This is a genomic window from Haladaptatus sp. QDMS2 (assembly GCF_029338295.1).
Lineage (GTDB): Archaea > Halobacteriota > Halobacteria > Halobacteriales > Halococcaceae > QDMS2.
Map to the genome: position 1 here is coordinate 1,340,974 of NZ_CP119791.1, position 24,007 is coordinate 1,364,980.

At 58.5% G+C, this 24,007-nt stretch carries 29 protein-coding genes, 1 tRNA gene and 1 pseudogene; 22 read left to right on the forward strand and 9 right to left on the reverse strand.

Translation table 11 applies throughout. The annotated features are described in order from the left end of the window. Nucleotides 1-14 precede the first annotated feature (14 nt). Together P1M51_RS07320 and P1M51_RS07325 are read left to right on the forward strand one after the other, a co-directional pair. Entirely contained in the window at nucleotides 15-371 is a 357-nt protein-coding gene (locus tag P1M51_RS07320; protein ID WP_276247530.1) for a helix-turn-helix domain-containing protein, read from the forward strand. Further along, nucleotides 368-631, forward strand: coding sequence for a hypothetical protein (locus tag P1M51_RS07325; protein ID WP_276247531.1), 264 nt, complete (start codon nucleotides 368-370; stop codon nucleotides 629-631). Before P1M51_RS07320 ends, P1M51_RS07325 begins: the two co-directional genes overlap by 4 nt. A gap of 59 nt (nucleotides 632-690) precedes the next feature. Here the strand turns inward: P1M51_RS07325 and P1M51_RS07330 are convergent, their stop codons facing one another. Both P1M51_RS07330 and P1M51_RS07335 read right to left on the reverse strand, forming a co-directional pair. Beyond that, on the reverse strand, nucleotides 691-1,221 hold the full coding sequence (locus P1M51_RS07330) for a hypothetical protein (RefSeq protein ID WP_369685124.1): 531 nt from the start codon (nucleotides 1,219-1,221) through the stop codon (nucleotides 691-693). Then, nucleotides 1,221-1,991 (reverse strand): thioredoxin domain-containing protein, encoded by a 771-nt coding sequence (locus P1M51_RS07335; protein ID WP_276247533.1) that lies wholly within the window; start codon nucleotides 1,989-1,991, stop codon nucleotides 1,221-1,223. Before P1M51_RS07335 ends, P1M51_RS07330 begins: the two co-directional genes overlap by 1 nt. 273 nt (nucleotides 1,992-2,264) lie before the next feature. Between P1M51_RS07335 and P1M51_RS07340 the strand changes: the two genes are divergently transcribed. From P1M51_RS07340 to P1M51_RS07350, 3 genes are read left to right on the forward strand one after another with little or no spacing between them, the layout of a single operon-like run. Beyond that, nucleotides 2,265-5,216, forward strand: coding sequence for an FAD-binding and (Fe-S)-binding domain-containing protein (locus P1M51_RS07340; protein ID WP_276247534.1), 2,952 nt, complete (start codon nucleotides 2,265-2,267; stop codon nucleotides 5,214-5,216). 37 nt (nucleotides 5,217-5,253) lie between these two features. Beyond that, nucleotides 5,254-5,517 (forward strand): DUF5827 family protein, encoded by a 264-nt coding sequence (locus P1M51_RS07345; protein WP_276247535.1) that lies wholly within the window; start codon nucleotides 5,254-5,256, stop codon nucleotides 5,515-5,517. Continuing rightward, nucleotides 5,514-6,311: an ATPase gene (locus tag P1M51_RS07350; protein ID WP_276274951.1), complete on the forward strand. Its 798-nt coding sequence runs from the start codon at nucleotides 5,514-5,516 to the stop codon at nucleotides 6,309-6,311. Before P1M51_RS07345 ends, P1M51_RS07350 begins: the two co-directional genes overlap by 4 nt. On the opposite strand, the gene P1M51_RS07355 is transcribed toward P1M51_RS07350, so the two are convergent. Both P1M51_RS07355 and P1M51_RS07360 read right to left on the reverse strand, forming a co-directional pair. After that, nucleotides 6,312-6,890 (reverse strand): MBL fold metallo-hydrolase, encoded by a 579-nt coding sequence (locus P1M51_RS07355; protein ID WP_276274952.1) that lies wholly within the window; start codon nucleotides 6,888-6,890, stop codon nucleotides 6,312-6,314. Nucleotides 6,891-6,929: 39 nt separating this feature from the next. After that, a complete protein-coding gene (locus P1M51_RS07360) occupies nucleotides 6,930-7,277 on the reverse strand; it encodes a cupin domain-containing protein (protein ID WP_276247538.1) in 348 nt (115 codons plus the stop codon). Between the two features lie 83 nt (nucleotides 7,278-7,360). Between P1M51_RS07360 and thyX the strand changes: the two genes are divergently transcribed. Beyond that, nucleotides 7,361-8,104, forward strand: a complete 744-nt coding sequence (thyX, locus tag P1M51_RS07365) for an FAD-dependent thymidylate synthase (protein WP_276247539.1) — start codon at nucleotides 7,361-7,363, stop codon at nucleotides 8,102-8,104. Here the strand turns inward: thyX and P1M51_RS07370 are convergent, their stop codons facing one another. Further along, the gene (locus P1M51_RS07370; protein ID WP_276247540.1) at nucleotides 8,105-8,317 is read right to left on the reverse strand and encodes a zinc ribbon domain-containing protein; all 213 of its coding nucleotides are present in this window, start codon (nucleotides 8,315-8,317) and stop codon (nucleotides 8,105-8,107) included. Between the two features lie 82 nt (nucleotides 8,318-8,399). Between P1M51_RS07370 and P1M51_RS07375 the strand changes: the two genes are divergently transcribed. The 9 genes from P1M51_RS07375 (at nucleotide 8,400) to P1M51_RS07415 (ending at nucleotide 15,404) form a co-directional block, all read left to right on the forward strand. Continuing rightward, a complete protein-coding gene (locus tag P1M51_RS07375; RefSeq protein WP_276247541.1) occupies nucleotides 8,400-8,573 on the forward strand; it encodes a hypothetical protein in 174 nt (57 codons plus the stop codon). Nucleotides 8,574-8,596: 23 nt separating this feature from the next. After that, on the forward strand, nucleotides 8,597-8,782 hold the full coding sequence (locus P1M51_RS07380; protein ID WP_276247542.1) for an HVO_2922 family protein: 186 nt from the start codon (nucleotides 8,597-8,599) through the stop codon (nucleotides 8,780-8,782). An 87-nt stretch (nucleotides 8,783-8,869) separates the two neighbouring features. Continuing rightward, nucleotides 8,870-10,012: a helix-turn-helix domain-containing protein gene (locus P1M51_RS07385; protein WP_276274953.1), complete on the forward strand. Its 1,143-nt coding sequence runs from the start codon at nucleotides 8,870-8,872 to the stop codon at nucleotides 10,010-10,012. Between the two features lie 581 nt (nucleotides 10,013-10,593). Beyond that, nucleotides 10,594-10,668 (forward strand) — tRNA-Glu (locus P1M51_RS07390). Nucleotides 10,669-11,012: 344 nt separating this feature from the next. Next, a complete protein-coding gene (locus tag P1M51_RS07395) occupies nucleotides 11,013-12,098 on the forward strand; it encodes an ATP-binding cassette domain-containing protein (protein ID WP_276274954.1) in 1,086 nt (361 codons plus the stop codon). Then, on the forward strand, nucleotides 12,095-12,934 hold the full coding sequence (locus tag P1M51_RS07400) for an ABC transporter permease (protein WP_276274955.1): 840 nt from the start codon (nucleotides 12,095-12,097) through the stop codon (nucleotides 12,932-12,934). Before P1M51_RS07395 ends, P1M51_RS07400 begins: the two co-directional genes overlap by 4 nt. A 328-nt stretch (nucleotides 12,935-13,262) precedes the next feature. Next, complete coding sequence (locus P1M51_RS07405; RefSeq protein WP_201741133.1) at nucleotides 13,263-13,424, forward strand: hypothetical protein; 162 nt, start codon at nucleotides 13,263-13,265, stop codon at nucleotides 13,422-13,424. Next, nucleotides 13,399-14,673, forward strand: a complete 1,275-nt coding sequence (locus P1M51_RS07410; protein ID WP_276247569.1) for a transposase — start codon at nucleotides 13,399-13,401, stop codon at nucleotides 14,671-14,673. Before P1M51_RS07405 ends, P1M51_RS07410 begins: the two co-directional genes overlap by 26 nt. 107 nt (nucleotides 14,674-14,780) lie before the next feature. Beyond that, on the forward strand, nucleotides 14,781-15,404 hold the full coding sequence (locus tag P1M51_RS07415) for an NUDIX hydrolase (RefSeq protein WP_276274956.1): 624 nt from the start codon (nucleotides 14,781-14,783) through the stop codon (nucleotides 15,402-15,404). A gap of 519 nt (nucleotides 15,405-15,923) precedes the next feature. Here P1M51_RS07415 and P1M51_RS07420 read toward each other — a convergent pair. Next, a pseudogene (locus P1M51_RS07420) lies at nucleotides 15,924-16,295 on the reverse strand (zinc ribbon domain-containing protein); the annotation flags it as partial. Between the two features lie 369 nt (nucleotides 16,296-16,664). Here P1M51_RS07420 and P1M51_RS07425 point away from each other — a divergent pair. The 5 genes from P1M51_RS07425 to P1M51_RS07445 all read left to right on the forward strand — a co-directional run bounded on the left by P1M51_RS07425 (nucleotide 16,665) and on the right by P1M51_RS07445 (nucleotide 18,798). Then, a complete protein-coding gene (locus tag P1M51_RS07425) occupies nucleotides 16,665-16,937 on the forward strand; it encodes a cupin domain-containing protein (RefSeq protein WP_276247571.1) in 273 nt (90 codons plus the stop codon). Between the two features lie 469 nt (nucleotides 16,938-17,406). After that, nucleotides 17,407-17,604: a hypothetical protein gene (locus P1M51_RS07430; RefSeq protein ID WP_276247572.1), complete on the forward strand. Its 198-nt coding sequence runs from the start codon at nucleotides 17,407-17,409 to the stop codon at nucleotides 17,602-17,604. An 84-nt stretch (nucleotides 17,605-17,688) separates the two neighbouring features. Then, complete coding sequence (locus P1M51_RS07435) at nucleotides 17,689-17,814, forward strand: hypothetical protein (RefSeq protein WP_276247573.1); 126 nt, start codon at nucleotides 17,689-17,691, stop codon at nucleotides 17,812-17,814. Between the two features lie 9 nt (nucleotides 17,815-17,823). Next, nucleotides 17,824-18,003, forward strand: coding sequence for a hypothetical protein (locus tag P1M51_RS07440; RefSeq protein ID WP_276247574.1), 180 nt, complete (start codon nucleotides 17,824-17,826; stop codon nucleotides 18,001-18,003). 261 nt (nucleotides 18,004-18,264) lie between these two features. Continuing rightward, nucleotides 18,265-18,798 carry a ferritin gene (locus tag P1M51_RS07445; RefSeq protein WP_276247575.1) on the forward strand — a complete coding sequence of 178 codons (534 nt, stop codon included), beginning with the start codon at nucleotides 18,265-18,267 and terminating at the stop codon, nucleotides 18,796-18,798. Nucleotides 18,799-18,803: 5 nt separating this feature from the next. Here P1M51_RS07445 and P1M51_RS07450 read toward each other — a convergent pair whose 3' ends face one another. Further along, nucleotides 18,804-19,205 carry a hypothetical protein gene (locus P1M51_RS07450; RefSeq protein WP_276247576.1) on the reverse strand — a complete coding sequence of 134 codons (402 nt, stop codon included), beginning with the start codon at nucleotides 19,203-19,205 and terminating at the stop codon, nucleotides 18,804-18,806. Between the two features lie 148 nt (nucleotides 19,206-19,353). Here P1M51_RS07450 and P1M51_RS07455 point away from each other — a divergent pair, with 148 nt between their 5' ends. Both P1M51_RS07455 and P1M51_RS07460 read left to right on the forward strand, forming a co-directional pair. Beyond that, entirely contained in the window at nucleotides 19,354-19,701 is a 348-nt protein-coding gene (locus P1M51_RS07455; RefSeq protein ID WP_276247577.1) for a nucleotide pyrophosphohydrolase, read from the forward strand. A gap of 5 nt (nucleotides 19,702-19,706) precedes the next feature. After that, nucleotides 19,707-21,596, forward strand: a complete 1,890-nt coding sequence (locus P1M51_RS07460) for a DNA/RNA helicase domain-containing protein (protein WP_276274957.1) — start codon at nucleotides 19,707-19,709, stop codon at nucleotides 21,594-21,596. A gap of 334 nt (nucleotides 21,597-21,930) precedes the next feature. Here P1M51_RS07460 and P1M51_RS07465 read toward each other — a convergent pair whose 3' ends face one another. Next, nucleotides 21,931-22,377, reverse strand: a complete 447-nt coding sequence (locus P1M51_RS07465) for a hypothetical protein (RefSeq protein ID WP_276247579.1) — start codon at nucleotides 22,375-22,377, stop codon at nucleotides 21,931-21,933. 505 nt (nucleotides 22,378-22,882) lie between these two features. Then, entirely contained in the window at nucleotides 22,883-23,776 is an 894-nt protein-coding gene (locus P1M51_RS07470) for a hypothetical protein (RefSeq protein ID WP_276274958.1), read from the reverse strand. Nucleotides 23,777-24,007 lie beyond the last annotated feature (231 nt).

A 24,007-nucleotide genomic window follows, 5' to 3' on the forward strand; every position in this document is an offset into this window, starting at 1 on the left:
TGAGTGAGTGAACCGTGGGCGACGACGTCGAGGCGACCGAACTGTTCCAGCTACTGAACGATAGCTATGCACGCATGATTCTCACCGAGACGACCACCGAACCGATGTCAGCAGCAGCCCTCAGTGAAGCCTGTGATGCCTCCCTTTCCACGATTTACCGGCGGGCGAACGCCCTCATCGAACAGGGGTTGCTCGTCGAACACACGAAACCCGACCCCGATGGGCACCACTATACCATGTACGAGGCCACCGTCAGTCACGTCGACATCGATTTTACCGAGCAGGGAATCGACGTTTCCGTATCGACGCACGAAGATGCAGTCGACCAATTTGCCCGCACCTGGGCCGGCATCCGAGGTGACGACGAATGAGTCTCGCCCTCCTCGCCGGGAAGCTCCTCACCGTCGCCCTCGGGTTCATCATCGCCGCGAAGGGCTTTCAGGGCTACCGACGCCACCAGAGTGAGCCGATGTTCTATCTATCGTCTGGCTTCCTGTTCATCAGCGTCGGCGGCGTGATGGACTGTTCGTTCTTCACCCTCCTCGACATCGAGACGCTCATGTCGGGCGTCATCCAGACCAGTCTGGTCGCCATCGGGATGGTGCTCGTCCTCTACTCGATGTACCGGTGACCTGCGGGGACTCAGCGTTCTCCCGAAAGCGAGTTTCGATTAGAAGGGGTCCCCGTCGGTCACAACGTGCATTCTCGGGGGTCGCCTGCCCGGCCGAGGAAGAACAGCAAGAGTGCAAGCCCGCCGACACGGAGCAGGTCGCCGTGGAAGGGCATCGCGGCCATCGCCCCGGCAAATCCGAGAAAGCCGAGCATGCCCGCACCACAGCTCGCACAGCCCGACGCCAGCAATCCGGGGACGATACCCACCAGGTCGGAGACACTCGAAACCCCAACCATCCGGACCTGTGCGATGGTGTTGACGAGTGCGACGCCGGTGAGAATCGAGTAGGCGACGATGACGCCCAGGCCAAACCAGCCGTTCGACCGATAGGTCGTCTGCGTCAGCGAGATGACGACGTAATCGAACCAGTGGAGGCCCGCGCTCAACATCTGGATGGTGAACTCCGGCATCACGCTCATTATCAGGAGGAGATACGTGAGGACTCCGATAACGGCCATCGAAACGGTCCGCTGCCACGAGGTGAACGGATAGGTGAGGGCGCTTTCGAGATTGCTGCTGAACTGAGCGGTTCTGGACTGTACGTTCATCATTCGGCTAGCTTTTCGATTTCGCTCTTGAATCGCTCGTACGGCTGTGCGCCGGTGAGTCGTTTTGCGTTTTCAGTCTCGTGGTTGTAGAGGGCAAAGCCGGGCGTCAAGCCGATTCCCTGTTCGTCAGCCTGTTCCAGGTCCTGTTCGACCCAGCCTTTCATCTTCGACCGACGGTTCTCGAGACACGAGTGTACGGCTTCTGCGTCCACACCGCCGACTGATTCGGTAATCGCGTGGAGATTCTCTCTGACGGCCCACCCCGAATTTGGTTCTTTCTGGGCGTCGAACACCGCCGAGTGCCATCGGTAATACACGTCTGGCCGGTCAGCTTTGACCTGGTCCCACACGCACTTCGACATCGCGGCCGCAATCGTCGATTCGTCGCCGATGTTTGGGAGTTCGAGGAGCACGATTCGCAGGTTTCCGTTCGACACGTCGTTCTCGATGAGCTTCGGTGCCGTGTTCTGCTCGAATCGATTGCAGAAGGGACACTGGAAGTCGCTCCAGTAGTACATATCGACGTGCGCGTCCGGCGACCCGATGAGGGGATTCCCCGTGAGGTCCACGCCAAACGTCGTCGTATCCGTACTCGCATAGAGCGAGAGCGCTGTTCCCGTCGGATTGCTGTCTGCCGTAGGCGGTTGCGAGGTCGATTCCAGTTCACGTTGCTCCAGCGAATTGACGATGGACGTACACCCGGAGAGACTCGCGAGAATCGCTGCAGAGCTCCCGAGAACCGCCCGACGAGAGCGTTTTTGCGACGTCATTTTGAACGAAAGCGGGTGGCGTTCGTTCGGTGTGCCGATGGATGCTCGAAGTCAGCAGTTTCAGGGACCAGCAAACGTTCACACCGTCCGTCAGTAGTTGATGGGAAGGATTGCACGATTCGAACACGAGTGTGGAGAGACATAGTGAGAAAGGCACGTTCGCTGAGTCAGCAAAACTGCGGTGTCGTTTAACTGGAAGGGGGAACTCGACTGTTCGCAAATGTGTGCGCAACGACAGCATTTATCTCACTCAACCAAGTACCGAAAGGCAATATGGCCACGAAAGATGCTGAAGGTTCGGTGTCGTCGCCTGCCGAACATAACGCGCTGGCCGCGGCGCTCTCAGACGCAGTCCGGGGGGACGTTCGATTCGACGAGTACTCGCAGGTGCTCTACGCCACGGACGGGAGTATCTACAAAGCCCGGCCCGCTGGCGTCGTGTTCCCAGAAGACGTCGAAGACGTCCAGGCGGCAGTACGCACGGCGACCGAACACGACACGCCGATTCTTCCGCGCGGAACCGGGTCGTCGCTCGCGGGGCAAGCCGTGGGCCCGGGGTGTGTCGTCCTCGACCTGACCCGACACATGGACGAAATTCTGGACGTGGACCCCGAAGCGCAACTGACCACCGTGCAACCGGGCGTCGTCCAGGACCACCTTGACAATCACCTCTCGCAGTGGGGGCTCAAGTTCGCCCCCGACCCCGCCTCCTCGAACCGGGCGACGGTCGGCGGGTCCATCGGGAACAACTCGACGGGGGCGCACTCGGTGCGCTACGGCATCACCGACGCCTACACGGAGGAACTGAAAGTCGTCCTCGCAGACGGGTCGCTTATCCACACCCGCGACGTGGTGCTCGACAGTCCGGAGTGGGACGACATCGTTGCACAGGACACGCTCGAAGCCCGCATCTACGAGACGGTACGCGCGCTCGTCGAGGAGAACGAGGTGGAAATCGAAGCGCGCTACCCGACGCTCAAGCGGTCGGTGAGCGGTTACAACCTCCACAAGGTCATCCGCGAGCAAGACGGCGAACGGGTCATCAACCTCTCGAAACTCCTGGTCGGTTCGGAGGGCACCCTCGGCGTCGTCGTGGAAGCGACGCTCTCGCTCGTGACGAAACCCGAGGAGACGGCGCTCGTCCTCTACTGCTTCGACGAGTTGACCGACGCGATGGCCGCGGTGCCAGTCGCGCTCGAATACGACGCCGGCGCGGTCGAACTCATGGACTCGGAGGTGTTTCGCCTCGCCCGTGAGTCAGAGGAGTACGCCCAGTACGCAGACCCCATCCCAAAACGCGCGAAGGCGGCGCTCATGCTCGAATTCGATTCTGAGTGCCACGACGATTTCGAGGCGGCCATCGCCGCGACCAACGAGCGATTCCTCGAAAACGGCACGGCGTTCGACGCTATCGAGGCGTACACTCCAGAGGCGCAGGGCGACCTCTGGAAGCTTCGGAAGGCGGCGATTCCGCTCCTGATGAGCTTACAGGGCGACGCCAAACCCTACCCGTTCATCGAGGACGCGACAGTGCCTCCCGAAGAACTCAAAGAGTACGTCAAAGAGTTCGAGCAGGTGCTCGAAGATCACGGCACGTCTGCGGCCTACTTCGCCCACGCCGGGAGTGGGACGCTCCACATCCGGCCGATTCTCTCGCTCAAAGAGGAGGAGGGCATCGAGAAGATGCACTCCATCGCCGAAGACGTGACTGACCTCGTGCTCGAACGAAACGGCTCCTTCTCGGGCGAACACGGCGACGGTCTCGCGCGGACGGAGTTCAACCCGAAGATGTACGGCCCGCAGTTGTGGGCAGCATTCCAGGACCTGAAGACGGCGTTCGACCCCGAGTGGCTCATGAACCCGGGGAAGGTCGTCTTCGGCGACGAGGTGACGGACATGCGCGAGAACCTGCGCTATGGGGCGCAGTACAGTTCCATCGAGCCACAGACGGCCCAGGACTTTTCGGACGAGGGTGGGTTTTCGCACCTGGTCGAACTGTGTAACGGCTGTGGCACCTGCCGCCAGACGGACACGGGGACGATGTGCCCGACGTGGCGCGCCTCGAAAGAGGAGATTCAGACCACTCGCGGTCGAGCGAACCTGTTGCGGGCGGCCATCAGCGGCGACCTGCCCGAAGAGGAACTGTACTCAGAACAGTTCCACGAGGAAGTCCTGGACCTCTGTGTCGGGTGTAAAGGCTGTATGACCGACTGCCCGACGGGCGTGGACATGGCGAAGCTCAAAGCCGAGGTGAAACACCAGACCCACCAGAAGAAGGGTACCTCACCCCGCGAGCGACTCTTCGCCGACATCGAGCAGTTCTCCAAGCTGGGGAGTGCGCTCGCGCCCATCTCGAACTGGGCGACGGAACTGCCCGGCGCGCGGACGGTCATGGAGAAGACCCTCGGCATCGCGAAAGACCGCGACCTGCCGCACTTCGAGCGCGAGTCGTTCCGCGACTGGTACGCAAAGCGCGGGCCAAAGGTTCCGACCAAGGACGCCACCCACCGTGTGCTCCTGTTCCCGGACACGTACATGAACTACGCCTCGCCAGAAATCGGAAAGGCCGCCGTGCGCGTCCTCGAAGCCGGCGGCTGTCACGTGAAACTGCCCAAAGAAACGACTGCGACGGGTCGAGCAGCCTACTCGAAGGGGTTCCTCGACAAGGCAAAAGAACAGGCGCAGACGAACGTCCGGGCGCTCGCCCCGCAGGTCACCGACGGCTGGTCGGTCGTATTCGCAGAGCCCTCTGACGCCGTCATGTTCCAGGACGAGTACCGCGACTTGCTTCCCGGCGACGAAGCCTGCGAAGCAGTCTCGCGGGCGACCTACGGCGTCTGTGAGTTCATAGACCGCCTCCAGGTGGACGAGGAGATGTCGTTCGACGACCCGCGCGAATCCATCGCGTATCACGGCCACTGCAACCAGAAGGCGGTCAAGCGCGACCACCACGCCGTGGGCGTGCTGCGTCGGGCGGGCTACGACGTGGACCCACTCGATTCGGGGTGCTGTGGGATGGCCGGGAGCTTCGGCTACGAAGCAGAACACTACGACCTCTCGAAGGCAATCGGCCGGTTGCTGTTCGAGAAGGTAGACGAGAGTCCGGCCTCGCAGGTGGTCGCCCCCGGTGCGTCCTGTCGCACCCAGCTTGGGGAGCGAGAGGGCGAAGGCGAAGACCGGCCTCCACACCCAATCGAGAAGGTGGCCGAGGCGCTCGCCCGGTAGCGGGACGTTTTATTTGCTCGAACGCCAAGCGCCGGCCATGCCACGCGACAAAGACGCGTTCGAGAACATTCGACCGCTCGATTTCCGCTCGCCAGCCGAAGTGCTCGACGACGACAAGATGTACACCGTCTTCGAGATCGCGCGGATGCTCCAGGGCTTAGAACCGGACCACGACCTCGACTACGACACGGAGGACGTCCTCCTCTCGTGGGCGATTCCGTGGGTCATGGTGAACGCAGACGAACTGTCGTTCGCCGACCCACAATCCGACGAGGACCCCGGGTTCTACGGCCTGCGATGAACCTGCTCGTCGCCGGCAGCGACCAGGTGGACGCGGGAAAGACCACCTTCTCGGTCGGCCTGCTTCGCTACATCGACGGCACCGGCTTCAAGCCACGCGCCGGCAACGACCACTGGTTCGACCACGACGACTACCTCGTGGCCGTCTCCGAAGGACGGTTGTACGGCAAGGACGCCAGCCGACTGGCCGAGGCGAGCGCCGCGGACGTAACGCCCGAGGACATCAACCCAGTCCATCGGCTGTGGCGACCGGCTCCGGGCGGGGGCGCAGGGCTGCTCGGCCGACAGGACCGCGAGTTCGTCTGCGACCGGGCCGGCGACGCGATGGTCGTGAACGCGATGGCCGAAGTTCCCGGCGAAGTGGCCGACCTGCTCGCAGACGCCATCGAAATCTCGACCGTCGAAGAACTGAACGAGGCGATGAGTCGCCATCACCTGCCCGCGCTCGAAGCCTGCGCGAAGCGCGTCGCAGAGACTGAGCGCGTCGTCGTCGAATCCTACGCTGACATCGCCAGACCGCTTCGGGGCTACGAGGCGGACGCGGTGGCCATCGTCGAACCCGGCAGAGCGCGCATTTACGACGGGGCGCGCTACGCGAAGGCCTGTGAAGTCGCGGGGAACAGCCCCCGTGAAGGACAGTTAGAAGAAGTCGTAAGCGGCGTCGTCGAACTCATCGAACCGCGGGCGAGCGTATCCTTGCCGGCGCTCGACTCGGAAACACGAACCGACCCGGACGCCGTGTGCGAGGCGTACGAAGTCGCCTACGAGGCGCTCGTTGCGGTGGCGCTCGACTGACTACTGCATTCGCGCCATGCGGGCGCTCAGTTCGATATCGTCGTAAGGGTTGCTCGTGATGCTCGGGCCGTGGCCGACGTGCATGACCGAGAGTGATGAGTCGAGCGTCGCGATGAGTCGCTCGATGGATTTGATGAGCAGTTCGCGGTCGCCCTCCGGGAGGTCCGTCCGGCCGAAGCTCCCGTTCTGGAACACGAGGTCGCCCGCGAACAGGACGCTCGCCGTGGGGGAGTGAAAGCAGAGGTGGTCGTTTTTGTGGCCCGGCGTGTGGAGTGCGGTGTAGTCGTCGTCGCCGAGTTGCACCGTCTCGCCGTCTTCGATTGCGTGGTCGACGAACGGAGAGTCGGGGTCGTAGCCCCACACGTCCACGTCGAAGGCGTTTTTGACGGCGGAGACGTTGCCGACGTGGTCGGGGTGGGTGTGCGTGAGGACGATAGCGTCTAAGTGCTCGGTGCGCTCTTCGAGTTTGCTCACGACGTCGAAACCGCTGCCGGGGTCTACGAGGACGGTGCGTTCACCGCTCACGAGAAAGACGTTGCTGGTGAATGCCTGCACGCCCTGGGCGAGGTTCGATATCATATCCGACCCATCGAAGGGGCGGGGTTTGATTGTGTCGCTCTATTGAGGCGGCCGGCCCGCTCCGGCGATGACGAGGCGGGCGCGTTCCTCGCCGGTGTTTTCGACCTGTCGCGTGTCCCCGGGATCGACGCGAAGGGCTTCGTTCTCGCCGAGGAAGACGCGCTCGTTGTCGACCGTGACCGTCACCTCGCCGTCGACGACGCAGTAAACCTCCTCCTGGCCGTCGCCCGCGTGGTCGTGGACCTTGTTCTTCCCGCCGGGTTCGAGTTCCATCACCGAGAGGCCAATCGCCTCGGTTTCGAGCGAGTTGCGGAACATCCACATCCCACCGAACTCTTCGGGAATGAGCGAATCCACGTCGTCTGCGGTCGATTTCTTGTAGCCCATGGGCGGGCGTACACATGGCGCTAACTTGAACGACGTGGCCGAAATCCCGCAGAATTATCTGTCCTCCCTGCGCGCCTTTGGGTATGAAAGTTCGTCTGCTCGAAGCCACCGACAATCCGGAGGAACTCATCTGCACTGCGGCGCGAAACGACTACATGGCTGACTTCGTCGGCGACACCTCCTTCGAGGACATCATGAAGAACGTGAAAGGCGACTCGCTGGAGGCGAAAAAGCGCACCCTCATCGGCCACCTGCTCAACCACGGCCACTTCGGCCCGTTCGAACACGTCCAGGCCACGTTCGCCGTCGAGGGTATCAGTCGGTCGTGTATGGCTCAGATTACGCGCCACCGCCACGTTTCGTTCGACGTCCAGTCAATGCGCTACGTCGCCTTCGACGACGTCGACGTAGAAGACGTCGCCGCCGGTGAGATGGTCGTCTGGCCCCCCTCTGCGACGGACAAAAACTGGGTTGGTCGCAACCAGAAGACCGGCGAGGTCACAGACGAGATGATGGAAAAACGCGAGGAACTGTTCCGTGAGTCCGTCACGAACTCCGTCCAGACCTACCAGGACCTCCTCGACCTCGGGATGCCCCCCGAAGACGCCCGCTTCGTCCTCCCAATCGGGACGGAGGTCAACATGGTCATGTCGATGAACGCCCGGATGCTCATGCACGTCGCCGACATGCGCGCAGCTGCAGACAGCCAGTGGGAGATTCGCGACCTGACCAATCAGGTCCTCGACCTCGCCGCCGAGTGGTGTCCGCTCACCTTCGAGCATTATAACGAGAAGATGAAGGGTCGGAAGAACCGCCTCGCGCCGTAGTCAGCCGAAAAAGAGGTCGAGCATGTTGCCCTTCGACTGGCCGCGGTACAGCTCCGTGTAGCCGCAGTTGGTACAGGTAATCGCCTGGAAACTGCGATTCTGAATGTCGAACATCTTCGAGAGCCCGGTGCCGGAGGTGGCGATTTTGTCGGTCGAGACTTCGTCGTGACCACACTTGATGCAGCCACGTTTGTCGTCCACTGGAGGCGTCATACACCGGACACCTCTCGGGCGAGTGGTAAATACTTCTGGGTGCGGGGAAACGATTACGTCGCGCGATTTCGAACCGTGAACCATGGCCACTGGAAGCATCTTCTTCGTAATCATCCTGCTCGCCATCGCCGTACCGCTCGTCCTCTACTTTTTCATCCAGTCTGAGACCGCAGACCAGCCGGTGATGAAACGCGAGGACGCAGAGCGCAAAGCTCGGACGGAGTACGAGGACACGAACGACGCGAAGCGGCGATAGCTACGGAGCACCTCTCTTTCTGTATGCAGAAGGCGACGTTCGAACTGTACCGAGATGCCGAGGACGACTATCGCTGGCGGCTGGTTCACGCCAACGGGAATATCCTCGCAGACAGCGGCGAAGGGTACGCGAGCAAACAAAAGGCGCGACAGGGAATCGAGAGTGTGAAGAAAAACGCACAGAGCGCACCTGTCGAAGACCATTCCTGACCGGGCGTCGCGTCCATCGATTTGCTGGTCTGCCGATACATGTAGAGTCACAGCACTTTTATAGCGACCAAGTAAGGTTTAGGTTAGATGAAAGGGCTGTCTGCGGCGTGTCTCGCGTTCCTCCTCGTCTTCGCGGCGACAGCGCCAGCAGTTGCCGCTCCGCCCGACAACCCGGAGGGTTCTTCGGGCTCGATCGCCGCGGCTCAGGAGTTCGACCGGACGGAGTTCATCGTCGAAGTCTACGAAAACGGCTCGGCGCGATGGACGTTCTCTTATCGATGGACGCTGGAGACGGACGAAGACCGCCAGCAGTTCAACCAGTACGCAACCGAGTTCAACGAAAACGAGACTGAGCTCTACAAACAGTTCCAGAATCAGTCACAGGCGCTCGCCACTTCCGGCGAGCAGGCGACCGGGCGGACGATGAGCGCGAGCGACTTCTCGAAACAGGCGTACGTGAGCGAACTCGGCAACGAAGGCATCGTCGAGATGCAGTTCACCTGGTCTAACTTCGCCCAGACGGGCGACGACCAGGTCGTCGTCGGCGACGTCTTCGAAGGCGGCCTCTATATCGGTCCGAATCAGTCGTTTGTCATCAAACACGACGGGCCACTCCAGTTCGCTGAGGCGGAACCGGAACCCGGCGCGGTGTCAGGCGGGTCTCTTGCCACCAGCGACTCGCTGACCTGGTTCGAAGACACCCAGTTCGCAGACCAGCAACCCCGTGTCGTCCTCGCGCCCCCGGGCAGCGACGTAGGCCAGACCACGACCGATGACAGCATCGTGCCCGAACAGAGCGGAAACTTCCCGCTCATCCCGGCCGCCGTCGTGTTCTTCCTGCTCGCCATCGCCGCCAGCGCGTTCGCCTACCGTTCGGGCGCGTTCCCAACCCGCGGGGGCGGTGGAAGCGGTGGCGCAGGCGCAGGTGCCATTAAGAAGTCGTCCGGCGGCGGTACGTCCTCACCCACCCCCGCCGCGGCCGCCGTCGCGGACGACGAACTGCTAACCGACGAGGACCGCGTCCTCAAGATGCTCCAGGACAACGGCGGGCGCATGCGCCAAGTCAACATCGTCGACGAGACCGGCTGGTCGAAGTCGAAAGTCAGCATGCTCCTCTCGGACATGGAAGACGACGGCCTCATCAGCAAACTCCGGATGGGCCGCGAGAACATCGTCAGTCTCTCCGGCCAGGAGCCAGAGGCGACCCGCTCTGCGCTCGACGATGAGTGACACGAGGATTCACCTTCACGACGTGCGTACCGGCGCTCTCAGCCTTGTACGCTACCATGTCGATGAAGGTTCGTCACGCGGCGTGTGCCACGTTCTGACTGTTCCGTTGCTTTTCCACTAGTCCAGTAACGTTGAGGTCTTCGACGGCGATGAAGTCGTGATTCTTCACGTACCACGACGACAGTGTGTGCAGGAAATCTCGGTGGTGATTGATAAGTCGGGCGTGCGCCTTTGCAACCACGACTCTTCGTAGTTGTTCGACCCTTTATCCGAGGCACCTTGGGCTGTTCACTGGCGAGACGGTCGCACGTCTCTGAGCAATCGGGGAACTTGACTGAGAGGTTGTTGGAATCGTGTGTGTTCGTCAACTACCCCGCCCTACTCGCTTCTTGAGGACAGTGACTTAGCCTGTTGAAATTCAACTCATCGAGCGGAGAGAGTCTATGTACAAAATCGCCCGAGTGAGTCGTGTTTACACAGTCAGAAAATTTCAAGGGTTTTTTATACAACCACGTCCTCCAAACGAGTAAGGACGCCCCGTCACTGGCGCAAAAGCGCGTGATGGAAGTCCCGTGTGATCGGCTCCGTTGGTGTAGTCCGGCCAATCATCTTGCCCTCTCACGGCAAGGACCAGGGTTCGAATCCCTGACGGAGCATTTCTCTCGAACTCAATCGCCAAGCGAAGCCTGTCCTTCGGCGTGCAGGAATGGAGAGGTCGTTGACGCACGACGATGGGTGAGTTGGTAGGTCCAATTGTACAGTAGTTGAGACCAATCGAGGCCGTTCGGTGGACACTTTCACTCCGCACTTGGCGCAGGTATATCGGCGCAATGCTCGTAGGAATATTACGGAGAATCAGCGTGGAAACTATCCAGTTACGTGCCGAGAGGTTGGTGACCAGAACCAACAGCAAGCGCACAAGCAACAGCAATCCAACGGGCAGTCCGGGGACTCGTCGCGCCGTGAGTGACAGACTACGCGGTACCGAGAGGGGGTACGCATGACCGAACACCAGACGCAACACCAATCAACAGAAAGAGAGGGAGCTGCAACCGAACCGGAGTTCGCGCCGCCAACATCGACGGCTCACTACGGCGATTCGGAACTCGAAACCTCCAACCGGGAATCGACGTTCGCCATCGAAGTGACTGGCTTACAGAAGTCCTTCGGAGAGACGCGAGCAGTAGACAGTCTCGACCTTCGAATCCCCCGAGGCTCCGTCTACGGACTGTTGGGGCCGAACGGTGCGGGCAAGACGACCGTCATCCGAATCCTCACGACGTTGCTTCGTCCAGACGCCGGAACCGCAACCGTGCTCGGCCACGACGTGGTTCGTGAGGCCCCACGCGTTCGCGAGCGAGTGAGCTTGACCGGCCAGTTCGCCTCGGTCGACGAAGACCTCACCGGCCGTGAGAATCTCGTCCTCGTCGCCCGTCTCCTCGGCTTCTCGTGGCGTGATGCGAAGGTGCGCGCCGACGAGCTGCTCTCTGCATTCGGTCTGAGCGACGCCGCCACGCGGCAGGTTCGAACGTACTCGGGGGGGATGCGACGGCGACTCGACATCGCAGCGAGTCTCGTCGTCACGCCAGATGTGCTGTTCCTGGACGAACCGACGACTGGGCTCGACCCACGCAGTCGGAATCAGGTCTGGGCAATCATCCGAGCCATCGCTGCCGAGGGGACTACGGTCCTCCTCACCACGCAGTACCTCGACGAGGCAGACCGACTCGCAGACCGCCTTGCCGTCATCGACAACGGCCGAGTTATCGCCGAGGGGACGAGCCGCGAGTTGAAGGCAGCCCTGGGTGCGAGCACCCTCCACATCCGCCTTCGAGACCCAGCGCGGAGGACGGACGCAGAAACCGTTCTGAACGAACTGACCGGTGTGAGCGTCCACAACGGCGCTGACCGCGATGCGCTCGTCGCGAGCGTCCCCTTCGACGAGGAGGCGACGTCGGTGCTACAGGCGCTCTCGAACGCGGGCGTGCAGGTCGCCGAATTCTCTCTCGGACAGGCGAGCCTCGATGAGGTGTTCCTCGCACTCACGGGACGGCCTGCTGAAGAGACCGCGGAGGGACTTGCATGAGCACAGAGACGACGCCATCGGCCGCAATCGTCGAGGAGGAACTCGAGGGGGTCTTCTCCCGTATCGAGCGACCCCGCCGACCTGGCGCAGTCTCTGCCTCGCTCACGCTTGGCTGGCGTGCACTGTTGAAGATCAAGCACGTGCCGTTCCAACTCTTCGACGTCACGGCGTTCCCGCTCATGTCCACCATCCTGTTTACGTTCCTCTTCGGTGGTGCGCTCGCGGGGTCTCCACAGGAATACATCCAGTTCCTGCTGCCAGGCATCCTCGTTCAGGCCATCGTGTTCGTCACCGTCTACACGGGCGTTGGCCTCAACACGGACATCGACAAGGGATTGTTCGACCGCTTCCAGTCGCTCCCTATCTGGCAGCCTGCGCCGCTCGTCGGGGCGCTCCTCGGTGATATCCTCCGGTACTCGATTGCCGCGTTCATGGTCGTCGGCCTCGGCGTGATTCTTGGATTCCGCCCCGAAGCCGGGTTCGCGGGCGTGTTGCTCGCGCTGGCGCTCGTGCTCGTCTTCGCGTTCAGTCTCTCGTGGATCTGGATCGTCGTCGGGTTACTCGTCGACACGCCGGAGTCGGTCATGACGACGAGTTTCCTGTTGCTGTTCCCGATTACGTTCGTGAGCAACATCTTCGTCGACCCCGCGACGATGCCAGCGTGGCTCCAGACCGTGGTCGGCGTGAATCCCGTCACGCACCTCGTCGACGCCGCTCGCAGTCTCATGCACGGGACCGTCGTCTTCGCCGATGTCGCGTGGGTACTCGGCGTCTCTGCCGTCATCGTCGCTGTGTTCGGGCCGCTGGCCCTCCACTTGTACCGCACGGAGCGATGATTGAGAGACCGTCCTGACCGACATCACCTGCAAGACGGTCCGGTTGGTTGGCTGTCGAAACGCAGTCCACTCCGCGATGACGTCGCCAGTGGCAACATTCAATGAAGAAGAATTGGACGAATAAGGGAAAATAGAGAATTTTTGTCATTTCTAGTTCACCTGTAATTGATTTTGAATTGTGAATTCAAAGTCCATCTTAATTCAAGCAGGGAATCCCGTCCTTTAGGACGGGAGGGAATGCGACCACTGATGGATTAACTACGTTCAGACGCTCAGACTGAATGCCAACCGCCATCTTTAACTTACGCTACTCCTTACGTTTTAGTGGATGAGAGCAGACTTCGATATGGAGCGAGGCGGGCCACTTCACGAAGCCGTGAAAGAGTACGCCCGCGACCACGGGATACGCCACTCACGAGCGTACCCCGAACTCCTCCGCAAAGCACTCGAATCCGAAGGCTACGATGTCAACGACTCAGACAGCGAATAAGATGCTGGAAGCCACGCTCGCACCGCCCACGCGGTGTAAAGAGCAACGCCTCCAGCAAACGCTGTCTGAATACCGAGACGCACTCAACGACGCCTTCGAGCAACACTGTACGACGATGAGCGCCACAAACGACGTGGTGACGCCGTACAACCTGCCGTACCAAGCAAAAGACGCCCTCAAATCCTACGTTCCGAAACTCCACAAGACGTACAACGCCAAGGAGTTAGACGACGAACACCCGCTCCGCTTCGTCAATCGAGCCGGGAAGTTCGACCGCGACTCCTCGCGTGAATACGAACTCTGCTGGAACGTTCCGCAACCCGGTCGCGGAACCAACTTCTGGATACCACTCCGACTGAACCCAGACCAGCAAGAATTGTGGGACGACATGCTCGATGACGAGTCGAGTACCAAAGTGGGCGAACTTCGCTTGCAGAAGCACCGCAAGACGTGGAGCCTCCACGTTACCGTCGAATACGAAATCAAGGACACCTCTGAACTACCCACTAATCCAACTCGGGTTGGATTCGATATTGGTGAGTCGATGTTGGTCGCGGGCTGTGCCCTCCAACACGACACTCCCACGAAACCACTGTTACTCAACGGGAAAGAAGCCAAGCGAATTCGTAAGGAGATGTTCACGACGCTCAAGCGACTCCAAGAGCGAGACGCCTCTGAGTGGCGTATCGGGGAACGTTTCTCGTACTACCAAAACCGACTCACGGACATTATCGAGAAAGCGTCTCGTGAGTCTGTGGAGTACGCTCGGCAGTTCGAGAACCCTATCATCGTGATGGAGGATTTAGCGTACATCCGTGAGTCGCTGGACTACGGGAAGTACATGAATCGACGCCTACACTCGTGGGCCTTCGCTCGCTTGCAGGGACGCATCGAGGACAAGGCGAAGGACGCCGGGATTCCGGTTCGGTACATTCACCCGCAGTACACCTCAAAGACGTGTCACTCGTGCAAACACATCGGGTATCGGCCTCGACAAGCCGAGTTCAAGTGCAAGAACTCAGAGTGTCACGTATCGACGTTTCAAGCGGATATTAACGCGAGTGCGAACATCGCACGTCGCGTAGACCCGTGGGGAGAGAGTCTACCAGTGAAACAGGTAGACGATGACTCGCCACAGGACGGGAGCGGTTGTGACACCGCCACGACTCAGTGTGAGCAGAGCGAGACACCCTCGCAGATGACACTCACAACGTTTCAAGAGTCGAAACCCACTGCCAGCGACGACTAACTGGCATTCCCACCGTGTGGGAAGCCCCGTCGTTTACGACGGGGAGGATGTCACGGAAGAAGGATAGTCACAATGCATTTACTTGGGTGTCACGTTGTGTCAAAGGAATGCGGTTGAGTCTCCCTGAACGCGCACACGAGCTACTCTCGAGTCACGACGTTCCGCTGGAGATCGTGACGCTGAGTGAACCGCATGCCTTCCCGGAGAACGAACTCATCGTGACAGGCATCGCGAAACGCGACGGGGAAACCCTGTTCGTGAAGAACACGAAACCCGACCGAGAATGGGAACTTCCGAGTGGCACTGTCGAAGACGGGGAATCTCTGGAAGAAGCGATGCATCGAGAGTTCCTCGAAGAGACCGGCTGTCCAGTCGAAGAGTCAGAACCGGTAATGGTGTTGGTGTGGGCGTTCCCCGACAGTCTCCTCACGCAAGTCATCTACCACATCACGTGTGGGCCTCAAGAAGGAGAAACCGTGGACGAGATAGCGGAAACCCGCTGGATGGACGAAATTCCTGCCGACGTTTCGTTCGGGTCGATCAGCCGAGAAGCCTTCGAGGACTTGCTGGAGTTAGACAATGAGGATGCACTCTCACGGCTTCGCGACCTGCTAGATGGCCCAATTAAGTCACGGAAATCGTTGGCAGCTGGCGCCGCAACCGGGGGACTCGCTGTGCTGGCCTTAGCTCACCGGTACCTTCCACGGAAAGAATCCTCGACCGAAGAGTAAAATAACGGGGACACTCATCCAGGTACCACGCAGTTCGCATCCGACACCTAGAACAAACAACGATTGCTTGCCACGACACCCTGTGGTTCCGTGCGTGCGGTCTGACAGCAGTCAGGGAGGCAACAGCGGTCGTGCTACATAATGGATACAAGCGGGTCAGGGGCGAGCCAGCACTCTTGACCCAATCGGATCGTTCGAGAATGAGTGTGGATTGACCACTTCGAACACTCCCTGTTTTCAGAGGAACGTATTTCTCGCTGTAGATGAAACACAGTGTATGGTTTCTTATCTGTCACTTGCGGTGGGGATATTTGCGCTGTGGGTTGGCTGGACATTCTATGCAACCCCCCAAACTGCCTTTCGGAGACGCCACTGGCCATTCCATCCAGAAGGCAATGGACTGACTGAAGAAGGTGAGTACTCCTACCGAGTTCTCGGGGTGTTCTTTCTCATCACCGGTGTGGGGTCTCGTGCTGTGGGGAGTACTCGTCTGAGTGACCGCACCGCTGGGTTGGGATATTAGGGTTTGCAGTCTACCACTTGTTCGCTCGGTGAGAATCCGTGGGACAAGTCATGAAGGTAGACTCCGGGCTGTGCCAACCAGCCGGTACTCCTATCCCCACCCACACTGGCCGGAGACTCGGAGTTACGTTGATTGATATTTAGACGGATATTCTCCGCTCCGTTCACGTCAGCGTTGAACGCTGCATCACACCCTTCACAGACGTACAGGCCACGCTCGACACGCTGGCGGTCGTCCTCTCTACCACAGACGCAACACGTCTTGCTCGTGTCGCGCTCCGACACTTCCACGACTTCGATGCCCTCGACTTTCGCCTTGTAGGTGAGTATCTTCGTGAAGCGGTCGAACGCCCACCCGTGCCGGTCGAGCATCTCATCCACTTGGCTGTGGTTGACGATTTTCGCCCGGTGGATTCGGTGGACTTCCAGCATTCTGAACGCCTGTATAAGCACGTATACTCACGTCTCTTGTAACGATTCGGTTTGGGAACGATGGAATATCCGACCCTGCCATCGACGGTGGATTGTGGAGGAATTGTCGGATTCATCCTGACCCTAAAGGGTCAGGTATTCTCCTTGATTCTGTATAAGTGGTGGCTACTTTTCTCTCTTCAGTCCGTATTATATAAACTGGATTCACCCATGCCTGGCTATGTTACGAACATCGAACGTGAGACACAGAACAACGATGACTTTCGCCATGTCCTGTTCACCGCTGACCACGTCTAGTTAGTCCTCATGACCCTCCGTCCGGGTGAGGACATCGGACTCGAAACCCACCCCAACATCGACCAGTTCATCCGCGTTGAGTCAGGGACGGCGACGGCCGTCCTTGACGGCGAGGAGTCGAGGCTCGGTGACGGTGACGTCATTGTAATCCCTGCTGGCACTGAACATAACGTCACGAATACGGCTGATAACGAACCGCTCCGGTTGTACACGTTATACAGTCCACCCGCCCACCCAGACGGTACCGTCCAAGCGACGAAACCACAGGATGAACGGCACTGATACGGCGACTACACACGACCACCCAACGGAGATTTGAGTCGTGTTGTTCGCCGGCCACTTGCGCTTTGCCGAAAAGACTGAAAATTGACACAAAGTTGCTGACTCAGCGCAGTCAGTTAGCCTGATCGAGACGTACTCCATCTCGTTCGCACATCAGAACGCTTTGCATAATACTTTGCATTCTGGGGACGTCTACAGGCACGGGAGGATGTCAGTGGGACTCAGAGACACTATCCTACAATGAATGAACCCTCCGACGCTCGCCGCTCTTCCTCGTCCAATCCGTCGGACTCGAAGGGCGAATCTGCTGGTCACACGAAGGGAACCGAGAGTGTCGCAGCAGACACGACGTACGGGCGTTTCGTTCTCGATTACGATTCAGAACAGCTCTCAGCTCGCGAGGCAGAGTCAGGTCTGTGTTGCAAAATACCGAACTGGGCTATATATTGGTTCGCTCGTATGCAACAGTATGCTCACAGAAGGCGAGGTTCGTGCCCGCACTGCCCTCCACGGTGAGCAGACGGTCTCTGAACTCGCAACAAGTCTTGATCTGAGTCAGCTACAAGCGGTGCTTCTTCAACTGGGATACGATATCGTTCGGGAGCCGGACGAAGCGTACGAAGAACTCGGTGCCCAGCGCATCCGTGAGCGGAGTTCCCGCGAGTGAAACGAGTGGGAGCACGGAAGACGAGCGAAGCGCGTCTTCAGGCGCGAACGCTATCTCGACCCGGGGAATCTCGTAGTCGAGGTCGTGAGTCCAGAAGATATCTTCCTGTTCAAAGCGGTTGCCGGTCGGGTGGACGACATCGAGGATCTGTTCTCGTTGCTGCAGACCGGCCTCGAGTTCGACGTCGCCGAAGCAGAACTCGAGATGTAGGTCGAACTCTTGGGCCAAGAGCTGTTCGTGACGGACGTGAACGAAGCGTTGACCGATCTTACCGACCAACACAACGTGACGACGCCGTTGCACGGCCCCGTAGCGAAGATCACCAGGCGCGTCTACGAGGAACTCGAAGTGCTGTACGCGCTTGACGACCCGAAATCTGGACCTGCACCAGGAACGTGACTGGCCTGCAGCGGACGTCCAGGAGATGGTGCAACGGCTGGAAGCAAAAGACGCCGTCGCGGTAATTGCTGGCCGTGTCAAACGTCGCTCAACGACGATCTGACCACGGAGGGGAGGAAGTGAGGCTGAGAACAGCCAATCAGGTGGACTGCTCTTTCAGTCGGGCCAAACGTGCTGGAACTTCTCCGCCCCGCTAGTTGTGGGGCCTCGGATGCCCTCGGCCAGCAACGATTATTTGTCTGGTTGGTGATTCTGTGAACGATGCTGAAAGAATCACTCGAATCGGCGTTGAACGAGCAGATCAATGCGGAGCTACGTGCGGAGTATCTCTACCTCTCAATGGCCGCGTATTTCGAGGATGAGGGGCTCCCGGGATTCGCGAGCTGGATGCGCGCCCAGTCCGAGGAAGAGCATGCCCACGCGATGCGCATCTATGACTATGTCCTCGACCGGGATGGACGAGTTCGCCTCGAAGGCATCGACGCCCCGCAATCGTCCTGGGAGAGTCCACAGGCCGCCTTCAAGGCAGCATACGACCACGAAGTGATGGTCACGGGGCTGATCGACGACCTCGTCGCGCTCGCCCGTGAGGAGAACGACAACGCAACCGAGAATATGCTCCAGTGGTTCGTCGCAGAACAGGTCGAAGAAGAGGCGACTGCACAGGCCATTATCGACAAGCTCAGGCACGTCGGCGATGACGGCCCTGGGCTCCTTATGATCGACCAAGAACTCGGTGACCGTGGCGAGGTAACCGGGAGCGAGGAAAACGAAGCGGCGAAGCACCCAGAGTAACAGACTCACCGAACCGATTGAAATCCGATGCGGTAGGCATTTTCACCAGTGGCATTTCGTGTGACGCTGCATGACACCGTCTGCAAGTTGACGCCCTTCAGCGAACAGTCATCTATTCGGGCGATATCCTCGTGCATTTCAGTGACTTCCTCAGGATTGAACACCCACTGGTGAGTTTCCCAGAGTTCTCTGCATTTCTTCCAATGGGTTCGCGCGTTCCGGTTAAAGTCAATAGCAACTGAAAGGGTGAGGAATCGTGCTCGTGATACCGGATTTTCGATACCACTGACCGCCTCTTTCTCCGGCATCTCGTTGGTGCTGAAGGGACCAATCTTGGCTTCGTAATTTGAAATCAGATTTTCAACCAAGGAGACCACGTAATCCGGATTTGTTGAAGGCGAGTCCATGTTTACTTCATCACACAGGATTTGTAATGAATTATACCGCTCATCCAGTGTTCCCCTCAACCATGCGTACAAGTGCTACGGTCTGACTAACTATATGTGTCTCGGGGCTTCTGTACTTCTTTGTGTGTGTGTCGGGTAACATTATCCCATGCGGCTTGATAAGTTGAATGCAGATGTGCGAGAGTTCTGCGAACGTCGAGATTGGGGGCAGTATCATACGCCAAAAGACCTTGCGATCGGTTTGACAACGGAATCAAGCGAGCTGTTGGAACTATTCCGATTCCAAGATACTGATGACCAATCAGACCTCCTCGGTGACGCCGAATCCCGCGAGGACATCGAGGATGAACTGGCCGACATTCTGTTCTTTTTGCTTCGATTTGCAGACCTCTATGACATCTCCCTCGAAGCAGCCCTGGAACGAAAACTCGAGAAGAACAGCGACAGGTATCCAGCGAAGGAATATAAGGGAAGCAACCGAAAGGCGGACAATTAGCCAGGATGCTCGTCTACGAAAACACCAAATCCGGCTTCTTAGAAGATAGCCTGACGGATCAGTTGGTCCCGGAGATCAAACGGGGGTACGAATCTAAGGGGCTTGGAATGGGGAGTGAGAGCGAAGTCCGGTCCTGGGAGAACTCCTTTCAGTACATGCACAAGGTGTTGAGTGGGAGTTCGCTGCCCGACGACGCAGGCGTCGCAATCGAGTTCAAGATCCCGCTCACATCTCGGCGAATCGATTTTCTGATCTCCGGGTACGATGCAGCCGAGAATGCGAACGTGGCGATCGTCGAGTTAAAGCAGTGGGATGGACCCAGCACAGAGGCCGTTGAGGACAAGGACGGAATCGTCAGGACATTGCTCGGGGGTGGTATTCGGGAAACGACGCACCCAAGCTACCAGGCGTCGTCGTATGCACAACTCCTGAAAGACTTCAACACACGCATTCAGGACAAGCCGATTCACCTCTATCCTGCAGCCTATCTTCACAATTTCGAACCAGCCCATCGAGAAACGCTAGAGCGCGACGTCTATCGGCGGTATACTGATGAAGCTCCACTGTTTGTTCGCGGCGATGCAAAGAAACTGCGGTCGTTCTTAGAGTCACAAATCGAAGTTGGAGACAACCTGGAGACGCTCTACGAATTGAACGATGGGAAGCTCCGCCCAGCAAAGTCGCTGCAGGATTCGCTCCTGGCGATGCTCGAAGACCGCGACGAGTTCACCCTGATCGACTCACAGAAAGTCGTCTTCGAGAAGGCCGTCGAGTTAGCCAAACGCTCCGCTCGTGACGGGCAAAAACGCGTGTTAATCGTCGATGGCGGACCTGGAACTGGCAAGACAGTCGTCGCGATCAACATTCTGTCCGAATTGATTCAACAGGATCTGGTCGCCCAGTACGTGTCGAAGAACCGTGCGCCCAGAGAGGTGTACAAGCAGAAGCTACGGGGCGATAAGCTGGTCAAGGAGATCGACCATCTGTTCACGGGCGCGGGAAGTTTCGTGGAGACGGCGTCGAACGCACTTCCTGCCTTGATCGCTGACGAAGCTCATCGCTTGAACGCAGAGTCCACGTTCTTCGGTCGGGGTGAGAATCAAATCATGGAGATCATCAACGCCGCGAAGTTCAGCGTGTTCTTCATCGACGAAAGTCAGCGCATTCATATCGACGATATCGGCTCGAAAGCCGAGATTCGAAGGCATGCCCGTGACCTGGGTGCCGAGATTGAGGAGGTCGAGTTGGATTCACAGTTTCGATGTAACGGCTCGGAAGGCTACATCGCGTGGCTCAATGATGTTCTGGAGATCAGGGCCACGGCGAACGCAGACGGGTTCGATCTCGACTACGACCTACAGGTGTTCGATACGCCGCAGGCGCTTCACGACGCAATCGCACGCAAAAACGAGCACACCCGATTATCGCGAGTCGTCGCTGGGTATTGCTGGGAGTGGGACAAGGAGGGCCGGTCTGACCCCGACGCCTACGATATCAAGATTGGCGAGTACGAACGAAGCTGGAATCTCGATACGAGTGAACCATGGGCCATTGCAGAAGGCTCGATCGACGAGGTCGGGTGTATCCACACCTGCCAGGGCCTCGAATTCGATTACGTCGGCGTAATCATCGGAGCGGATTTGAAGTATCGTGAAGGTGAGATCGTCGTCGATCACGAAGCCCGCGCGAACACGGACCGTTCACTCTTCGGTATCAAGAAGATGTTTCGTGAGGAGCCGGAGAAGGCGGCAGCAAGAGCCGAAGAACTGATTAAGAACACGTATCGAACGCTGATGAGTCGTGGAATGAAGGGCTGTTACATCTATTGCTGCGACGAACAGCTGCAGGAGTACCTCAAAACCCGTTTGGCGACTGGCAGTGCGGAACCGCGATAATGCAACAGTAGAGTCGGTCGATGGCGTCGTCACGGGAGGCAGCGGGAAATGAGTGATAGTGGTCGCGAGCGTTGTGTGGGGTTTTCGTGTCGGTCCCATCGACACTTGATACGCTCACCTGACCACTGCTCGACGTAATGGATGAAGAAGTCGCCGCTCAGCTCACGTTCGATATCGAGTAGACGTGAGAGATATCGTCAGCATAGACGCTGTGACTCTGCTGAAAACCTCATAATCTGACAGATGTCGCGTGTTGAATAGAGAGGGTGAGTTCAGCAGCCAGTTATCGTTCGTTTCAGCCCACAGAAATGCATCAGCCACGAGATTGGTGTGCTTATGTACCAGAATCCGAGCGGGACTCGATGATGGTTCGCTCGGTCACAACGACGATACCGTCCGGGGCCGTCTCGTAAACCCGCGGAAAGACGCCTTGTGTCGCTGTCCCCTTCCTTCGATAGGCGGCCATTCGGGTTCCTGCCACTACGAGTCTCCCCACGAGATTCCCGGGGGCGAGTATCGAGCGAACCTCCGATGCGGTTCCGGGCGGGAACGACTCATGGACGAGTCTTCGCGCAGGTGACGGAGAGGTTGGCCGAACCATGACGCTCTGTCCAAGAACATCCTCTCTCCGTTCACCAATCAGCGTATGGACGTCGAAATAGACCACATCACGTTCAGCCTCCTCTAACCCCCGTTCGTCGGTCGTCGCCGGAGCCACATATGCTCCGACCGTCCATTCGTCCGTAGAGATTGCAACGACATCGCCCGACGACAGCTCCATCTCTCGCATCGTGTCGGGGTGGAGCCGACATTGTCCCAATGATGCGTCTCTTGGGTCGGGACCGGCAATACGGAGTCGTACTCCGTTGTCCATATTCAATCGGTAGTACTTGGAACCCTGTACCAATAGACCTTCTTCCTCCACCAGCTATAGATGTACAATCGTTCCGTTGTATGTGACACGGAGGATAAGGGAAACCCAATGACCGACTTGCGCCCTGAGTTCAGCACGTCTACAGAGACCTCTCCAGGCACTGTCAGTAGCGGCGTACACCACACAGAGGGTGTGTCAACCGGCTGATTATGACCACAGTGGCTACAATATATTTATACGTCACAGAACCATTCGTTCACCTAAGCACCATGGACTTCAAGAAGACCGTTCGAAACCTCGAACGTCGGTACAACTTCGAGAACGGAGAGTACTGCCGAGCGGTTGGTCGGTCGAACGCTCACCTCCAGGACTGACTCGTCGTCCATTTTCAGCTTCAACACCACGTCAAGAGCTACGGTTCGTGTCCGGCAAGTAACGACGCAAAGTCTGCCTGAGAGAGTCCAACCCGCTCGCTCAATTCAGGAACGCCCGCTCGCTCAGCGATTTCCTCGGCAAATAGAACACAGAGTTGTTCGTGCTTTCGGGCGTAGTGGGTCCACGCGTCTCGATAGTGCATGCCGAGGTCCCATTCACCCAACGCGATCTCGATACCGCCTTTCCGGATTACAGTTTCAACACCGTACTCACTGAGCTTCTGGAACCGAACGTTGTTCCGTCGGACTGTCAGAATCCGCTTCGACTGTGTGATGTACGGATCGACCCACGCTCGCCACTCGTTGTCAGCAGTGTGGAGTCGAAGTCCGTTGTACTCGACTTCACGGCCGAACGTGCAGAAGTCGAGATAAATCTGGAGCATCGAGATGCTGGACCGATGGTTTGCGTTCGGAAGGACATGTCTCAGGATGAGGTTCGACATCAGTTCCCCGGCCACGTTGGTTGCTGTCCCGTTCCAGTTCACTTCATCGATCGCTTCCGGGACACGACTGAGTTCCAACTCTTTGTAGATCTCTAGTCCATCACCGGTTTCTTCGGCTTCCTCACGGACGCCTTCCCATGCCTCGAATAGACCGATTGCAATCGGACGCTCCCGATCTGGATGCATATCGTCCAATGCAGCAACAATCTCGGTCTCGCTGGTTTCGAGGTCGTCAGCTGTCCCAGACTCGCCAGTCTGCGTGTACAGACAGTAGATTTCGGCCTCTCCAATCAGATACCCGAGTGCCTTCACCGTCCCTGAGTCGTATCCACCGTATCGCTCAGCGAACTGTGTCGCATCGTCGTCAACGTACTCTAACGAGTATCGCTTATCAAGCGGATAGTGATAGTGGACAACTCGGTGCTCCATACTAGAGAGCCTCAACCGAGTGGGAAAATGGTTCCGTCGTGGGTTTTCCAACCGAAACTGAGCGCTCAAATCAGCGAGCTTACAGAGACCTCACCGAATGCTGTCAGAAGTGGTGTGCAACACTCAGAGGGTGAGTTCAGCACCGATTGCCGGTTGGTTTCACGTTATCAGGGCTGATTCAGCCGGTGAGTTGTGTAGCGTATCGAATGTTCATTTTCCGCGCTGGAATGT

Excerpts from the sequence above, each read along its gene's own strand:
- P1M51_RS07380 (WP_276247542.1), top strand. The coding sequence starts at position 8,597 with ATGCAGAAGGCGACGTTCGAACTGTACCGAGATGCCGAGGACGACTAT.
- P1M51_RS07355 (WP_276274952.1), bottom strand. The coding sequence starts at position 6,890 with ATGATATCGAACCTCGCCCAGGGCGTGCAGGCATTCACCAGCAACGTC.
- P1M51_RS07375 (WP_276247541.1), top strand. The coding sequence starts at position 8,400 with ATGGCCACTGGAAGCATCTTCTTCGTAATCATCCTGCTCGCCATCGCC.
- P1M51_RS07350 (WP_276274951.1), top strand. The coding sequence starts at position 5,514 with ATGAACCTGCTCGTCGCCGGCAGCGACCAGGTGGACGCGGGAAAGACC.
- P1M51_RS07425 (WP_276247571.1), top strand. The coding sequence starts at position 16,665 with ATGACCCTCCGTCCGGGTGAGGACATCGGACTCGAAACCCACCCCAAC.
- P1M51_RS07460 (WP_276274957.1), top strand. The coding sequence starts at position 19,707 with ATGCTCGTCTACGAAAACACCAAATCCGGCTTCTTAGAAGATAGCCTG.
- P1M51_RS07415 (WP_276274956.1), top strand. The coding sequence starts at position 14,781 with ATGCGGTTGAGTCTCCCTGAACGCGCACACGAGCTACTCTCGAGTCAC.
- P1M51_RS07330 (WP_369685124.1), bottom strand. The coding sequence starts at position 1,221 with ATGAACGTACAGTCCAGAACCGCTCAGTTCAGCAGCAATCTCGAAAGC.
- P1M51_RS07455 (WP_276247577.1), top strand. The coding sequence starts at position 19,354 with ATGCGGCTTGATAAGTTGAATGCAGATGTGCGAGAGTTCTGCGAACGT.
- P1M51_RS07340 (WP_276247534.1), top strand. The coding sequence starts at position 2,265 with ATGGCCACGAAAGATGCTGAAGGTTCGGTGTCGTCGCCTGCCGAACAT.
- P1M51_RS07395 (WP_276274954.1), top strand. The coding sequence starts at position 11,013 with ATGACCGAACACCAGACGCAACACCAATCAACAGAAAGAGAGGGAGCT.
- P1M51_RS07335 (WP_276247533.1), bottom strand. The coding sequence starts at position 1,991 with ATGACGTCGCAAAAACGCTCTCGTCGGGCGGTTCTCGGGAGCTCTGCA.
- P1M51_RS07465 (WP_276247579.1), bottom strand. The coding sequence starts at position 22,377 with ATGGAGCTGTCGTCGGGCGATGTCGTTGCAATCTCTACGGACGAATGG.
- P1M51_RS07470 (WP_276274958.1), bottom strand. The coding sequence starts at position 23,776 with ATGGAGCACCGAGTTGTCCACTATCACTATCCGCTTGATAAGCGATAC.
- P1M51_RS07360 (WP_276247538.1), bottom strand. The coding sequence starts at position 7,277 with ATGGGCTACAAGAAATCGACCGCAGACGACGTGGATTCGCTCATTCCC.
- P1M51_RS07385 (WP_276274953.1), top strand. The coding sequence starts at position 8,870 with ATGAAAGGGCTGTCTGCGGCGTGTCTCGCGTTCCTCCTCGTCTTCGCG.
- P1M51_RS07325 (WP_276247531.1), top strand. The coding sequence starts at position 368 with ATGAGTCTCGCCCTCCTCGCCGGGAAGCTCCTCACCGTCGCCCTCGGG.
- P1M51_RS07450 (WP_276247576.1), bottom strand. The coding sequence starts at position 19,205 with ATGGACTCGCCTTCAACAAATCCGGATTACGTGGTCTCCTTGGTTGAA.
- thyX (WP_276247539.1), top strand. The coding sequence starts at position 7,361 with ATGAAAGTTCGTCTGCTCGAAGCCACCGACAATCCGGAGGAACTCATC.
- P1M51_RS07400 (WP_276274955.1), top strand. The coding sequence starts at position 12,095 with ATGAGCACAGAGACGACGCCATCGGCCGCAATCGTCGAGGAGGAACTC.
- P1M51_RS07430 (WP_276247572.1), top strand. The coding sequence starts at position 17,407 with ATGCTCACAGAAGGCGAGGTTCGTGCCCGCACTGCCCTCCACGGTGAG.
- P1M51_RS07370 (WP_276247540.1), bottom strand. The coding sequence starts at position 8,317 with ATGACGCCTCCAGTGGACGACAAACGTGGCTGCATCAAGTGTGGTCAC.
- P1M51_RS07445 (WP_276247575.1), top strand. The coding sequence starts at position 18,265 with ATGCTGAAAGAATCACTCGAATCGGCGTTGAACGAGCAGATCAATGCG.
- P1M51_RS07345 (WP_276247535.1), top strand. The coding sequence starts at position 5,254 with ATGCCACGCGACAAAGACGCGTTCGAGAACATTCGACCGCTCGATTTC.
- P1M51_RS07405 (WP_201741133.1), top strand. The coding sequence starts at position 13,263 with ATGAGAGCAGACTTCGATATGGAGCGAGGCGGGCCACTTCACGAAGCC.
- P1M51_RS07410 (WP_276247569.1), top strand. The coding sequence starts at position 13,399 with ATGTCAACGACTCAGACAGCGAATAAGATGCTGGAAGCCACGCTCGCA.